This is a genomic window from Pseudomonas sp. DWP3-1-3b3, from assembly GCF_049896305.1.
In the GTDB taxonomy this organism is placed as follows: Bacteria; Pseudomonadota; Gammaproteobacteria; order Pseudomonadales; family Pseudomonadaceae; genus Aquipseudomonas; species Aquipseudomonas azotoformans_A.
Window position 1 is genome coordinate 197,117 of the sequence record NZ_JAFCUA010000004.1, and the last position, 14,301, is coordinate 211,417.

Here is a 14,301-nt window from a genome sequence, read left to right on the forward strand (position 1 = left end):
ATCTTTATTGTTTGATCCACCTTGGCCAGCGGACCACCGCACGCACATCACCCCATTAGGAGCATTACCCCTATGAGCGTGCACGAACTCAAACGTCCGCTGGCCCCGGAATGGCCCGCCGAACTGCTCGGCAACCTGCCCAAGGCATTGGAACAACTGCACCACTGGGCACAGATCACGCCGCTGCACACCGCCTTGCGCCACAAACGCCAGGGTCAGTGGCATGCGTGGCGCTGGATCGACACCTTGCGGGATGTAGAACGCCTGGCCGATGGCTTGCGCCAGCAGGGCTTTGACGAGCAATCGCGCTTGGCCCTCAGCGGGGCGTTCGAGCCGAACCTGTTGCTGTTGGCGCTGGCGGCTCATTCCATCGGCGGCCAGGTCCTGACCCTGGCTGACGACCTTGAGGTCGACGCGCTGCAACAACACCTGTGGCGCATACGTCCCACCCACTCTTACACCCAGGACCGCCAGCAAGTGCGGCATTGGCAATCGGCCAACCTGCTGGACTTCGCCCAATTGCTGGGTCCGGTTGATCCGGCACAACACCTCGCCCGCTGGTGGCAACCCAGCGGCGAAACCGCATTGTGGAGCGAAGAGGGCACGCACTGGCAGGGCGGCCTGGCGGTCGTGCTGGAGCAATGGCTGAACAGCGGCCATGGCCTGGCCTTCCCGGAAAGTCCGGCTTCGGCCCGGCGTGATCGCAGTGAAGTGGCGCCCACCGGCCTGCTGTTGTCACCTGCACGTTTGCAGCACCTGGCCGACGAGATTGAAAGCCGCCTGGCACCCCAAGGCACCTGGCGCCGACGCCTGTGCGACTGGGCCATCGCCCACCCGCAAAGCGGCCTGCGTCGCCTGTTGAAAAACCGTGTGCGCAAGCTGCTCGGCTTCCAGCGCCTGGCCTATATCTGGCAACCCCTCAAATCCACCCCTTCGCCGGTGTGGCTGGCGGAATTCAAACGGGACATCGCATGAGCCAAGCCATTCTCCAGGTGCGGGATATCTCGCTGTCGTTCAAGGGGGTCAAGGCGATCAATGCCTTGTCCTTCGACGTGGCGCGCGGCGAGATCTGCGCGCTGATCGGCCCTAACGGTGCCGGCAAAAGCTCGTTGCTCAACGTACTCAATGGCGTGTATCGCTTCGATGCCGGCGAGATCGTGTTCGAAGACCAGCACTTCCACCGCATCGACCCGTTGGGCGCCGCGCGCCGCGGCATTGGTCGCACCTTCCAGAACAACGCGCTATTCAAGAAGATGAGCGTGCTCGACAACATCCTTACCGGCCTGTCGCGGCATCTGCGCAGCAGCTTTATTGAACAAGCCCTGGGCTTACCCCGCGCACGCCGGGAAGCCGAAGCGTTCCGCCTGCGTGCCCAGGGCATTCTCGAGTTCCTCGAGCTGCAAGCTCAACGTGATGTGCTGGTGGGCAACCTCTCTTACGGCCTGCAAAAGCGCGTTGAGCTAGGCCGCGCATTGATCGCCGGGCCCAGCCTGTTGCTGCTCGACGAACCCATGGCGGGCATGAATGCCGAGGAAAAACAGGAAATGGCGCGCTTCGTCGCCGACGTGAACCGCGACCTTGGCACTACCGTGGTGTTGATCGAGCACGACATGGGCGTGGTCATGGGGCTGTCCGACCACGTGGTGGTGCTCGATTACGGGCGCAAGGTCGGCGACGGCACGCCCGCCGAAGTACAGGCCAATCCCGAGGTGATCGCGGCCTACCTGGGAGTGGCGCACTGATGACGTTTTTCTTTGAAACCCTGCTCGGCGGTCTGCTCGCCGGCACCATGTATTCGCTGGTCGCCATCGGTTTCGTGCTGATCTACAAAGCCAGCGGTGTGTTCAATTTTGCCCAGGGCTCGATGCTGCTGTTTGCCGCGCTGACCTTTGTCAGCCTGCATGATCAGGGCGTGCCGTTTGCCCTGGCGCTGCTCTTGACCGTGATCGTGATGATCATTGGCGCCTTACTCATCGAGCGCTTGGTGTTACGGCCGCTGGTAAACCGTTCACAGATCACCTTGTTCATGGCCACATTGGGCCTGTCGTTCATTATCGAAGGCCTGGCCCAGGGTCTGATGGGCTCGCAAGTGCGCGCCCTCGATCTGGGCATCGACGACGTGCCGCTGTTCATCGGCCCGCTGATGCTCAGCCAGTTCGACCTGATCGCTGCGGCCGCTGCGGTGGTGCTGGTGACCGTCCTGGCGTTGCTGTTCAACAAGACCCGCATCGGCGTGTCGCTGCGCGCGGTGGCGGATGACACCACGGCGGCGCTGTCCATCGGCATCAACCTCAACCGTATCTGGCAGATCGTCTGGGCGGTGGCCGGGATTGTCGGGCTGGTGGCGGGGCTGCTGTGGGGCGCGCGCCAAGGGGTGCAGTTTTCGTTGTCGCTGGTGGTGCTCAAGGCCTTGCCGGTGCTGATCATCGGCGGCTTTACCTCGATTGGCGGGGCGATTGTCGGTGGGTTGATCGTCGGCGCGGCGGAGAATCTGGCCGAGGTGTATATCGGCCCTTTGATCGGCGGCGGCATCACGCCGTGGTTCGCCTACGTACTGGCCCTGGCCTTCCTGTATATCCGTCCCGCCGGCCTGTTCGGCGAGCGCGCCATCGAGCGAGTCTGAAACCATGTCGATCCCTGTTGCTCAACACACCGCGCCGTTGCTGCTGATCCAGCGGCGCATTCCCTGGGGGCTGATTGGCCTGTTGGCGCTGGCCTTTGTCGTGGTGCCGCTGTGGGGCAATGACTATTGGCTCAATGCGATCCTGATTCCTTTTTTAGTGCTGTCGTTGGCCGGGTTGGGCTTGAACCTGCTCACCGGCTACACCGGGCAAACCTCGGTGGGGGCCGCCGGTTTCATGGCCGTCGGCGCGTTTGCCACGTACGGTTTTTTGCTGCGCCTGCCGGAGCTGGGCTTGCCGGTGGCGCTGCTGGGCGGCGGGATTATCAGCGCGTTGGTTGGCCTGTTGTTCGGCCTGCCCAGCTCGCGGATCAAGGGCTTCTACCTGATGGTCACCACCTTGGCCGCGCAGTTTTTCCTGGAGTGGCTGTTCGTCAAATTCCCCTGGTTCTACAACTATGGCTCGTCCGGGACCATCTCCGCGCCGAAGCTTGCGTTGTTCGGGCATGACCTCAACACGCCGCTGGGCCGTTACCTGCTGACGTTGGTCACGGTGCTGCTGCTGACCTGGACTGCGATCAACCTGGTGCGCAGCCAGGTCGGGCGCAACTGGATGGCGATCCGCGACATGGACACCGCCGCCGCCGTGGTCGGCATCCCAGTGGTGCGCTACAAGCGCCTGGCGTTTGCCGTCAGCTCGTTTTACCTCGGCATTGCCGGCGCGCTGTGGGCCTTTGCCTACCTGGGCACGGCCAGCGCCAGCAGCTTCGATATCAATCGTTCATTCCAGATCCTGTTCATCATCATTATCGGTGGCATGGGCAGCATCGCCGGCAACTTTGTCGGCGCGGCTTTCATCAGTTTGTTGCCGATTTTCCTCAGCCACGCAGGGCAGGCGCTGTTTGGCGGTTCGGTGGATGCGGGGCAGTTGCAGAACCTGCAGAAAATCATCTTTGGCGTGTTGATCATCGTGTTCCTGATCAAGGAACCCGAGGGCTTGATTCGCCTGTTGCACAACCTGCGTGACCGTGTGCGGCAGTGGCCGCTGCGTTTCTAACATTCCCCCAAGAGAATTCCCATGCGTGCATCCTTGAAACGTTCCCTGGCCGGCGCTGCGTTTGCGCTGGCCGCCCTGGCTGGTGCTGTTCCCCAGGCGATGGCCTCGCCGGACCAGCAATTCATTCCCCTGGCCACCTACCGCGTCGGCGCCTATGCCTCCAGCGGCGTGCAGGTGTGGGCCGGGATGATCGACTACCTGCGTTACATCAACGAGGTCGAAGGCGGCATTAACGGCGTCAAGCTGGTGTGGCAGGAATGCGAGACCGAATGGACGGCGGAGAAGGGCATCGAGTGCTACGAGCGCTTCAAAAATGGCCTGGATGGCGCGCCGGTCGCGGTGTACCAGCCCAACGGCGCACCGGCGGCCTATGCCCTGAGCGAGCGCGCGGAAGTGGACAAGATCCCGCTGATCACTCTCGGCTACGGCCGCACCGAAGCTACCGACGGCACCGTGTTCCCCTACAACTTCCCGGTGATGCTGACGTTCTACAGTGAGGCCTCGACCCTGGTGAACTACATCGCCCAGCGCGAAGGCGGTTTCGATAAGCTCAAGGGCAAGAAGATCGCCACGGTCTACCACGACTCGGCCTATGGTCGCGAAACCCTCGGCCCGCTGAAATTGCTGGCGGAAAAGTACGGCTTTGAAAACATCCAGATCCCAGTGGCCGATCCCGGCAACGAACAGTCCGCGCAATGGCGCCAGGTGCGCCAGGCCAACCCGGACTGGGTGTTCCTGCGCACCTGGGGCGTATCGACCCCGGTCGCGGTGAAGACCGCCGCGCGCTTCGGCTTCCCGGTGGACCACATCATCGGCGACATCTGGGCCAGTTCCAGCGAAGACGTGTTACCCGCAGGTGCCGCCGCCAAAGGCTACCTGGCGCTCACGCCGTACCCGGCGGGTGCCGACTTCGAGATCCACAAGCGCCTCAAGCAATCCATCCTCGACAAGGGCCACAGCGACCTCAAGGACCTGAAGAACTTTGGCAGCGTCTACTACAACTCCGGCCTGGTGAACGCCGCCGTGGCGGTGGAAGCGATCCGCACCGGCCAGGCCAAGTTCGGCAAGCGTCCGCTGAATGGTGAAGAGGGCCGCTGGGGCCTGGAACACCTGAACATTGACGATGCCCGCTTGAAGGACATGGGCTACATGGGCCTGATGCAGAACCTCAAGCTGTCGTGCCGTGACCACGAAGGTGGCGGCTCGGCGCGGGTGCAGCAGTGGGACGGCGCCAACTGGACGCTGATCAGCGAGTGGATCGCCGCCGACCGCGCGCTGCTGCGTCCGTTGATCGATGAAAAATCCGCCGCCTTCGCCAAGGAAAAAGGCCTGACACCGCGCACCTGCACCGGGGATGAATAAAGTATGAGCCAGCCCGCCGCTGAATCCGCCAGCCCGTCTCTGCTCACGGTCAACGATATCGAAGTGATCTACGACGGTGCGATCCTCGCAGTGGCCGGGGTGTCGCTGAGCGTACCCAAAGGCGCCATCGTCGCCTTGCTCGGTGCCAATGGCGCCGGCAAGAGCACCACCCTCAAGGCGATCTCGGGGTTGGTACGCGCCGAGCGGGCCGAGGTCAGCCGGGGCGTGATCGAATACGCAGGCCTGGACCTGGCCGGTGTCGATCCCAGCCAGCGTGTGCGCCAGGGCATGGTCCACGTGCTGGAAGGTCGTCATGTGTTCGGCCAACTCACGGTCGAAGACAACCTGCGCAGCGGCGGCTTCGTGCGGCGTTTGAGCCGCAAGGACATGGAACAGGACCTGGAGCGCCTTTACGCCTGGTTCCCAAGGCTCAAGACCAAGCGCCACACCCGCGCCGGGCTCACCTCGGGCGGCGAGCAACAGATGGTCGCCATCGGCCGGGCGTTGATGACGCGTCCTACTTTGGTACTGCTCGACGAGCCGTCCATGGGTTTGGCGCCTATGATCGTGCAGGAGATTTTCGAGATCATCGCGCAGCTCAACCGGGAGCAGCAGGTGAGCTTCCTGATCGCCGAGCAGAACATCAATGTCGCACTGAACTATGCGTCCCACGGCTACGTATTGGATACTGGCCGCGTGGCCTTGAGTGGCAGCGCCGCTGAGTTGTTGGCGCGGGGCGACTTGCATGACATTTACCTGGGCAAACAGTAAGGGCGACTCTGCATGACTGAATCCATCCGCAACGCTGATGTACTGATCATCGGCGGCGGCCTGAGCGGCACGATGCTGGCCGTGCAACTGCTGCGCCTGCCGGGTCGGCGCCGGATCCTGGTGATCGAGCCGCGTGCCGAGCTCGGCCGGGGCGAGGCCTACAGCGCTGTCGAACTGGGCCACACCCTGAACGGCAATGCGGCGCGCATGAGTGTCGACCCGGACAATGCCGACGATCTGACTCAATGGCTCACCGAGTACATTGGTGCGGGCGGCTGGCCGGAGTCGAGCCAGCAGCCCGTGCCGATCAGCGAATTGTTCCCGCCGCGCGGGATTTTCGGTTTGTATGCCCAGCAACGCTTGGCCGAGGCGAAGGCGCGGTCTGCCTCCAGCGTCGAGCATATGCGTGCTGAAGGGGTCGACCTGCAGGTGGACCAAGGTTCAGCGCTGCTCACCCTGGATGACGGCCAGCAATTGCGCGGCGGTGTTGCGGTGCTGGCCACCGGCATGTTCCCGGCGGCGCGCACACCGCAGACCGAGTCCAGCGGGTTGAACGCAGCGGCAGTGGATCCCTGGGATGTGCAAGCCATGACCGCGATTGACCCGCAAGCGCCGGTGCTGATCATCGGTTCCGGGCTGACCATGGTTGATGCGGTGGTGTCCCTGGAACAGGCCGGGCATCGCGGGCCCATCGAGATTTTCTCGCGCCATGGCCTGTTGCCTCATGTGCGCCGACAGCCGCCGAGCTGGGCGGATTTCCTTGGCGAAGATCACCGCCTGCGCAGCCCTCGGCAATTGCTGCGCGAGGTGCGTCGGCAATGCGCTCTGGCGCAAGCACATGGCATCGATTGGCAGGCACCGCTGGACACGGTGCGTGCGCATATCGGCCGGCTGTGGAGCCAGGCCAGTGAGCGCGAAAAACGCCAGTTCGTGCGCCATGTGCGGCCGTGGTGGGAAAGCCATCACCACCGTTCTCCGCCGTTGAGTGCGCAGTTGGTGGCACGCTTGCAGGATGAGGGACGGTTGCGGATTCGGGCGGCGTCGTTCAAAGGCCTGGAACCTTCGGTCGAGGGCGTGACCATTGGTGTGCGCTACCGGGGCGAGCAGGCGGTGCAGCGGGTTAGCGGCGCGGCGCTGATCAACTCCAGCGGTATCGAATACGACTGGCGCCGCGTGGCCCGGCCGTTGCCCCGGCAATTGCTCAAGCGTGGGCTGATCCAGCCTGGGCCGTTGGCATTGGGGATTGCGGCGGATGTTTCGGGAGCGGTGGTGGATGCCCTGGGGCACGTCAGCCCTCGGTTGTTCGCCATGGGGCCGCCGTTGCGGGGGATGTGGTGGGAAAGCACGGCGGTGACGGATGTGGCGATTCAAGCGAAGGCCTTGGCCGCAAAGCTCACACAACTCTAAATGTGGGAGCTGGCTTGCCTGCGATGGCGGTGTGTCAGTTTCCACTGTACCAGCTGACCCAGCGCCATCGCAGGCAAGCCAGCTCCCACAGTTTGGACCGTGTTCAGCTTCCGACTTTTACAAAACCCGGTTTCAGGCCGAAGACCTCCACACCCTGCGCCGTCGATTGCCCGGTCGTCACCTTCACCCGCTCCACCGGCTTATCCATCGCCTCGCGGTATTCCACCGTCATATCCGGCCCTATCGCCTGGCTTGGAATCACCATCGCCTGCGCGTTGTTGTAGGTCACGATGGTCAACCGCGCACTCATGCCCAATCGCACCCGTTGCAACTGCTGCGGCGTTAGCTTGGGGATCGACAGGGTCACTGGAAACTGCGCACTGCCCTGGCTGTCATTGGCAATCGCCAAGCCGCTCACCACGCTCACCGAGCCGCTCAGCCGCTCGCCGTCAAACCCATCGCCCAGCACTTCCACGGCCTGGCCTTGATGCAATTGGTTGATGTCCAGCTCCGAGACCTTGGCGACGATTTTTAGCCGTTCGATGTTCGCCAGGCCAAACAGTACCTGACCCTGGCTGACCTTGCTGCCGGCCTGCACTGGAGCCGTGTTGCTGCCGCCAGCCTGAGTCGAATTATTGCCCGGCGGCGGCACCACGATGCCGGAGAACGGCGCCTGGATTTCCTTGCCTTCGAGCAGTTTATGCAGGGCGTCGTATTTGACCGTGGCGTTGGTCAGTTCCATGTCGGCGATCTGGCGGTACTCGCCCTTGCCCTGATTGACGGCCTGTTGCAGTTCGCTGCGGGCGGAGGCGAGATCCAGCTGTTGCTGTTGGGTCTGTTGCCTGAGGTCGTCCAGTTCGTTACGCGGGATGATGCCGCGCTGAAACAGGTTTTCGCTCTCGGTGAGTTTGCGCTGGGTATTGCCGGCGGTCATTTCGGCGGTGCGCAAGCTGCGGCGCGCGCGGCTGACGGTGGGGCCGTTGTCCCAGTCCTGCATTTCCTGCACGGTACGCCGGGCCTTGAGTTGGGCGGAGAGGGCGTCGCGCAGTTGCACCTCCAGGGTGGCCGGGTCCATGCGCAGCAGCACCTGGCCGGCCTCGACCCGCTGGCCTTGCTCCACCAGGTTGGCTTGCACGTTGCCGTCGAACGGTGCGGTGAGGGTGATGGTGGCGTCGGGCTCGATCTTGCCCACCAGGCCGATCTGGTGCACCAGCGCGTCGGGCTGGACGGCTTGCCACTGCTCCGCAGTGCCGGCCGGATCGGAGGCCGGACTGCGCAAGGCCAGGCCCGCGCCGCCCAGCAACAGGATAAGTACAGCGCCCAGCAGGCGTTTCTGATTAGTAGTCATTGAGGGCGATTTCCCAACTTTCCAGCGTCATGCCCAGGGTCAAGTCGAGCTGGGTCTGGGCGTTCAAATAAGCGATCAGCGCATTGAGCTGCGCGTTTTCGGCGTTGCGCAGGTCGGTCTCGAAACTCAGCACCTGGAAGTTGGTGGAGCGTCCGGCGCTGAGTTTTTCCCGTTCGATGTCGATCTTGCGCCGCGACAGCTCCACGGCGCGCTGGGAGATTTCATATTGGCGCCAACGCGTGCCGAGGTCGCGCACCACATTGTTGACGCTGCGCTCCAGCTCCTGGCGTGCATCGGTGATACGGATCTCCTGATCCTCCACATTCACCCGCGCACGTACTTCAGCCTGGCGTGTGCTGATATCGCCGATGGGGATTTGCACCTGCACCCCAGCGTAGCTATCCCAGGTTCGGTTGTTGGAACGACCGGCGTCGTTGTCGGTGTTGGCCCGTATCTGGTTGGCACCGGCCACCAGGTCCACCTGCCAGCGCCCGGAATCCTTGGCGATCACCAGGTTGAGGTCGGCCTGTTGGCTGCCGAGTAACGCGGCAAGGTATTCCGGCTGCTGGGTCTGCGCGAGGTTGAAGGCCTGGCGCTTGTCGACCTGCACGGGCTGGGCCTCCAGGGCCTCGGTGGCGCGAATCGGCGTGGACAGGTCCAGCGCCAGCAGACGCAGCAGGGCCAGGCGACTGGTGTCCAGCTGGTTCTGCGCTTCTTCCACGCCGAGTTGCTGGGTGGCGATATCGGCTTCGGTCTGCACGATTTCGAACTCCGCCATGCGCCCGGCATTGATCAGCGCCTTGTTCACTTCCAGCAAGGTGCCGGAGCGCTTGAGGGCGTCCTGCACGATGCTCAGTTGTTCCTGGGCGCGCAGCAGTTCGCGGTAGGTGGCGATGATCTGGCTGATGGTCTGCGCCACGGTGGCCTTGAGGTTCAGGCGGTTGGCCTGTTCCGACAGGCGCGACAGACGCAGCGGCGCGGTGGTGGCGTCCCAGCCGGCGCCGCGCATCAGCGGCTGGATGATCGCCAGGTCCAGGCCGTCGCTGCGGTAGCGGCCGGCGCGGTCGGCGGTGTTCAGTTGTTGGGTCCAGGCCATGCTCAGGCGCGTGCCGTATTCGCTGAGCAGGCTGGTGGCCGGCGCGAGGTTGGCATTGCGTGTGTTGTCGGCGGAGCCACGGTTGGTGCGGTAATAACTGTTGAGGGTGAGCTTGGGGTTGAACACATCTTCGGCCACGCGTAGGTCGAACTTCTGCGCCACCCGTTGCAGGTAGGCGCTGCGGATCGCCGGGTTGTTGCGCAGGCCCAGGTACACCGCATCGCCCAGGGTCAGGGTGGTGACCTGGGCATTCAACGAGACGCTGCGGTCATAGCCGCTGCGGGTGGTGCTGGGTGCCGATGGCTTGATCACCACGTCGGCGGCCATGCCGGGCAGGCTGGCGAAGGCGAGCAGCCAGAGCCATTTATTCATCGCGCAGGGCCTCCACCGGCTGCAAGCGTGAGGCCGAGACCGCCGGGTAAATGCCGAAGAACAGCCCCACCAGCAAGGTACTGCCCACCCCCAGCGGCAGGGCGGCGACCGCCAAGGCAAACTCCCAGCCCGACAGCCAGGCATACAGCCATGCGGCGGTCATGCCCAGTACCGCGCCGCAAAGCGCGCCGACGGCGGTGAGGGTCACGGCTTCGAGCAGGAACAGGTTGCGGATATCCCGCTGCCGCGCACCGAGGGCCATACGGATGCCGATCTCGCGGCGGCGCTCCGAGACGTTCATCAGCATCACGTTCATCACTCCCACGCCACCGCCCACGAGGGAGATCGCGCCCAGGGCCAGCAGCAGGTAAGCGAAGGTACGGCTTTGCCGGGTCATGCCGTCGATCATTTGCTGGGGCACCTGGATGTCCACATCGTGGTCGGGAAGTCGGGGTTTCAACGCGGCGGCCGCGTCCTTGGCGATACGTTCCATGTCCTGGCTGGGCGCGGCGCGGATGATCACGTTGCCAATCTGCGGAGTTGCATAGATGCGGCGCATGCCTTCGGCGGGAATGAACAGCGAATCGTTGGCTTGCACCGGCATCAGCATCGCCCGTGGCTGGTTGCGCAGGATGCCGACGATCAGGAACAGGTAATCGTTGATGCGCACGCGATCGCCCAATTGCAGGGGATCGCCCGGCGCACTCAGTGACTGGGCCACTTGGTCACCGATCACGCCGTAGGTTTCATTGGCATCAAAGCCCGAGAGGAAGCGCCCCTGCTGCACCGCCAGGCGCATCGCGTCCTTGATGTCCGGCGTGCTGCCGACGAAGTTGGCGTTGACGGTACGCCCATGAAACACCACGGGCCCGCTGAACAACGTGAGGGCGCCGATATGGTCGATGCCTGGCACTGTCTGGCGTACGGCGTCGAGGTCAAGGCGCGCGGGCATCGGCACCGTGCTGGCGCCCTTGGGGGGGAACTGCGCGATCAGGGTATCGGTGCCCATGTCCTTGAAAATCATCGCGGCATCTACCGCCGCGTTATTGCCGATATTGATCAATGCCACCACCGACGAGCTGCCGATCACGATACCCAGCAGGGCCAGGATCGAGCGCTTGCCCAAGGTGCGCAGGCTGACGAAGGCTTCATGCAGCAGTTGGCTGAGGCTTTGTTCGACCCGCAGGCTGCTCCTTACCCGCTCCTTCATGGGCGCCCAGCCTCTTGCACCACGCCATTGCGCACCAGGATCTTGCGGTCCAGGCGCTCGGCGATGTGGGGGTCGTGGGTGACGATGATCAGGGTGACCTGTTGCTCGCGGTTCAGCGCCAGCAGCAGGTCCATGATGTCCTGGGCGGTGGTGCTGTCGAGGTTGCCGGTGGGCTCGTCGGCCAGGATCACCGAGGGCTTGCCCACCAGCGCCCGGGCAATGGCCACGCGTTGGCGCTGGCCACCGGACAGATCGGCGGGGCGATGGTGAGCGCGGTCGGCCAGGCCGACCTGTTCGAGCATGCGCAGGGCTTGTTCCACCGATTCATGGCGCGACACGCCGCGATAACTCAACGGCAGGGCGACATTGTCCAGGGCGCTGAGGCGTGGCAACAGGTTGAAGCTCTGGAACACAAAACCGATCTGCTGATTACGGATCGCCGCCAGTTCATCGGGCGTGGCGTTGAAGATATCGTGGCCGGCAAAGTGGTACTGGCCGCAGTTGGGCAGGTCCAGCAGGCCGAGGATATTGAGCAGGGTACTTTTGCCGGAGCCGGAGGCCCCGAGGATGCCGCAGCTGTCACCGCGGGCGATGGACAGGCAGACATCATTGAGAATGGACAGGTGCTGCCCGGCCAGCTGATAGCGTTTGCCGATGCCTTGCAGGGAGATCAAGCCTGGGTGCGCGGGAGTATCTGTCATGAATACGCCTTCAGTCTCGACGCCGTTGCCATCGTCCCCGTAAAGCCTTGTAACAAGTTAGGGGCGCGTCAGGGGGCGTCATGGACCGGTTTTTGTTTCTTGTTTTTAAAATATTGTTTGAATACTAACCGCCTTCCAGCCGCTTCGCCAGCCGTCGATGTAGAGCGGTTTCAGCTTGGGAAAAGGCCTACTCAAAGGGGGCGGGAGGTTGGGGAAAACCCGCTTGCCTGTCGCCGACGGGCCCGTCGGCCAAGGCTTTCGATCATATGGCGGTGTGTCACTACTTGCTTTCGAACGAGGGCCCCGGTATAAAAAATCAAATTATTTTTTTAAACAATATTTCCTACGTGGAACTTCTATGGTCGCGAAGAAAGTCAGCGCTCCAAACATCACCAAGACTCGATTGCTGGATGCGACAGAGGCTCTCTTCATCAAGTATGGCTACGACGCCGTTCTGCTTCGGCAGATTACCGAGCGTGCCCAGGTGAACCTGGCGGCGGTCAACTATCACTTCGGGGACAAGGATTCCCTGATGCAAACCCTGCTCAAGCTGCGCCTGGAGCCGCTCAACGAGCAGCGCCTGGAGTTGCTCGCGCGCTGCGAGGCGCAGGCCGACGGCCCGCTGGATTGCGACACCCTGCTCGGTGTGCTGTTTGCCCCGGCCATGGGCCTGGAACGCAGCGATCCCACCAGCGCCAGTGGGGAAGGGCGTTCGTTTATCCGCTTCCTGGGGCGGGTGTACAGCGACACGTCGCCGTTCATCCAGGAATACCTCAAGGTGCATTACCAGCCGGTGTTCCAGCGGTTCTTCGAAGCCTTTGCCCTGGCCCTGCCGGACCTGCCGCGCAATGAACTGGGGGTGCGCCTGCAATTTGCGCTCAAGGCGATTTCCGGGGTGATGGCCGGTACTGAACTGCGCCTGCTGATGAACTCCATGAGCCTGGGCCGTCCGGCCACGGATGCCGAGGTGATGGCCAAGTTGATCACGTTGGTCTCGGCAGCGATTCGCGTGCCACAGCAAAGCCCGGAGGCGGAACATGCCTTGGCGAAGGTGCTGGATACCCAGCGTGCGATTCGCGAGCAGTCCGCCGCGCCAGCGAGCAAGGCCGCGCGTTGACTCAAATCCCAGGCAAAAAAAAGCCCGCTGGGGCGGCGGGCTTGATATGCAACATTTGTAACGGATGAGGCTTCACACTACGTTCCGGGATGTGAATAAAACGTGAAAACTTTGTAAGGGAAAGTGTGAAATTCTTGAAATCTGTAAACGCGTTGGAAATGTCCTTTTCCGCCCGACGCATTCAGATTTTCCAGCGCCCCGCGCTCTTGGCCAACCGCTGGCGCATCGCATCCACGTTCTGCGCCAGTTGCAGCGTCAGCAGCCGATAACCATCCAGCGCGCTGTACACCGGCGCATCCAGTGCCGGCTCGACACCCGTATGGCTCTGCCGCTCCAAGCGCTCCGTCACCCCCGACTTCAACGCCCGCGCCATCCCCACCAGTTGCACGCGGATCTGCCGATGCTCGGCCTTCAACATCACCTGCATGCGCGCCATCGCCTGTTCATCGCGAGGGTCGGGCCGGGTGTTGCCGAGAATTTCCAAGGTGCTGATGCACATCCGCAGATGCCGCTGGATGGCGTCCAGTTCGGTCATGGAGATGCGCACTTCCTTGGACACCGACGGCATCAGCGAGCGCAACTGCAGCATCGCCGCATTCAGGCGGTTGAGCAGCTTGAGGTGTTCGTCACTGGTGACGGACTCGCCGTTGATGATCCGGCTATAGATCTCGGCACAATCGCGCAACGCGCTGGCCAGGTTGTAGCGCCAGGAGTACACGGCGTACAGCGGCAGGGCAAAGGAAAAGGCCAGGGCCAGGGCGATACCGATCAGGATGTCGACCGTGCGCCACAACCCATCCGACAGCGGGTTGTCACCGTGGCCGGCGACGATAAATACGGTGATCGCCGACAACAGCGCGGTGTACCCACCCTTGCCGATGGCGTGATAGGAAAAGAACCCGCACACCACCGACATCAGCAGGTAAGTCAGCAATGGCTGGCCGACGTAGGCCTCCTGAACCACCAGCAGCAAGCCGACACTGGCGCCGATCAAGGTGCCGTAGGCGCGCTCCACGGCTTTCTTGCCGATATTGCCGTGGTGCTGCAACCCGCCGATCACCACCAGCATGGTCACCGACGCCCACTCACCGTGGGGCAGGTTGATGCCGGTGGTCAGCAGGATCGTCGCCAGCAAGCCGATGGACACGCGCACGGCGTGGATCAGCTTGGCATGGCGATAGCGGCGGTACGGGTCGAGCAGGGGGCGCAACAGGCGCCGGGCAAACACAGGCAGATGCAG

13 protein-coding genes are annotated in these 14,301 nt (G+C 63.2%); 8 read left to right on the top strand and 5 right to left on the bottom strand.

Annotation, left to right across the window (positions count from 1 at the left end):
- Positions 1–72: 72 nt before the first annotated feature.
- Genes ACP7BX_RS14080 through ACP7BX_RS14110 form a run of 7 tightly spaced genes read left to right on the top strand, consistent with a single transcriptional unit; the run spans position 73 to position 7,217 of the window.
- A complete protein-coding gene (locus ACP7BX_RS14080) occupies positions 73–975 on the top strand; it encodes an AMP-binding protein (protein ID WP_426160649.1) in 903 nt (300 codons plus the stop codon).
- Positions 972–1,742: an ABC transporter ATP-binding protein gene (locus tag ACP7BX_RS14085; RefSeq protein ID WP_426160648.1), complete on the top strand. Its 771-nt coding sequence runs from the start codon at positions 972–974 to the stop codon at positions 1,740–1,742. Before ACP7BX_RS14080 ends, ACP7BX_RS14085 begins: the two co-directional genes overlap by 4 nt.
- Positions 1,742–2,623: a branched-chain amino acid ABC transporter permease gene (locus tag ACP7BX_RS14090; RefSeq protein ID WP_061448941.1), complete on the top strand. Its 882-nt coding sequence runs from the start codon at positions 1,742–1,744 to the stop codon at positions 2,621–2,623. The genes ACP7BX_RS14085 and ACP7BX_RS14090 overlap by 1 nt, the downstream gene beginning before the upstream one ends.
- A gap of 4 nt (positions 2,624–2,627) precedes the next feature.
- Entirely contained in the window at positions 2,628–3,677 is a 1,050-nt protein-coding gene (locus ACP7BX_RS14095) for a branched-chain amino acid ABC transporter permease (RefSeq protein WP_426160647.1), read from the top strand.
- Between the two features lie 21 nt (positions 3,678–3,698).
- Positions 3,699–5,039, top strand: coding sequence for an ABC transporter substrate-binding protein (locus ACP7BX_RS14100; RefSeq protein ID WP_426160646.1), 1,341 nt, complete (start codon positions 3,699–3,701; stop codon positions 5,037–5,039).
- 3 nt (positions 5,040–5,042) lie between these two features.
- A complete protein-coding gene (locus ACP7BX_RS14105; RefSeq protein ID WP_426160645.1) occupies positions 5,043–5,810 on the top strand; it encodes an ABC transporter ATP-binding protein in 768 nt (255 codons plus the stop codon).
- A gap of 12 nt (positions 5,811–5,822) precedes the next feature.
- Complete coding sequence (locus tag ACP7BX_RS14110; RefSeq protein ID WP_426160644.1) at positions 5,823–7,217, top strand: FAD/NAD(P)-binding protein; 1,395 nt, start codon at positions 5,823–5,825, stop codon at positions 7,215–7,217.
- Between the two features lie 103 nt (positions 7,218–7,320).
- Here the strand turns inward: ACP7BX_RS14110 and ACP7BX_RS14115 are convergent, their stop codons facing one another.
- From ACP7BX_RS14115 to ACP7BX_RS14130, 4 genes are read right to left on the bottom strand one after another with little or no spacing between them, the layout of a single operon-like run.
- Positions 7,321–8,565: an efflux RND transporter periplasmic adaptor subunit gene (locus tag ACP7BX_RS14115; protein WP_426160643.1), complete on the bottom strand. Its 1,245-nt coding sequence runs from the start codon at positions 8,563–8,565 to the stop codon at positions 7,321–7,323.
- Entirely contained in the window at positions 8,555–10,033 is a 1,479-nt protein-coding gene (locus ACP7BX_RS14120) for a TolC family protein (RefSeq protein WP_426160642.1), read from the bottom strand. Before ACP7BX_RS14120 ends, ACP7BX_RS14115 begins: the two co-directional genes overlap by 11 nt.
- A complete protein-coding gene (locus tag ACP7BX_RS14125) occupies positions 10,026–11,243 on the bottom strand; it encodes an ABC transporter permease (RefSeq protein ID WP_426160641.1) in 1,218 nt (405 codons plus the stop codon). The genes ACP7BX_RS14120 and ACP7BX_RS14125 overlap by 8 nt, the downstream gene beginning before the upstream one ends.
- Positions 11,240–11,944, bottom strand: a complete 705-nt coding sequence (locus tag ACP7BX_RS14130; protein ID WP_033901366.1) for an ABC transporter ATP-binding protein — start codon at positions 11,942–11,944, stop codon at positions 11,240–11,242. The genes ACP7BX_RS14125 and ACP7BX_RS14130 overlap by 4 nt, the downstream gene beginning before the upstream one ends.
- A 358-nt stretch (positions 11,945–12,302) precedes the next feature.
- Between ACP7BX_RS14130 and ACP7BX_RS14135 the strand changes: the two genes are divergently transcribed.
- Positions 12,303–13,061 (top strand): TetR/AcrR family transcriptional regulator, encoded by a 759-nt coding sequence (locus ACP7BX_RS14135; protein WP_426160640.1) that lies wholly within the window; start codon positions 12,303–12,305, stop codon positions 13,059–13,061.
- A 181-nt stretch (positions 13,062–13,242) separates the two neighbouring features.
- Here the strand turns inward: ACP7BX_RS14135 and ACP7BX_RS14140 are convergent, their stop codons facing one another.
- On the bottom strand, positions 13,243–14,301 hold the full coding sequence (locus ACP7BX_RS14140) for an FUSC family protein (RefSeq protein ID WP_269134211.1): 1,059 nt from the start codon (positions 14,299–14,301) through the stop codon (positions 13,243–13,245).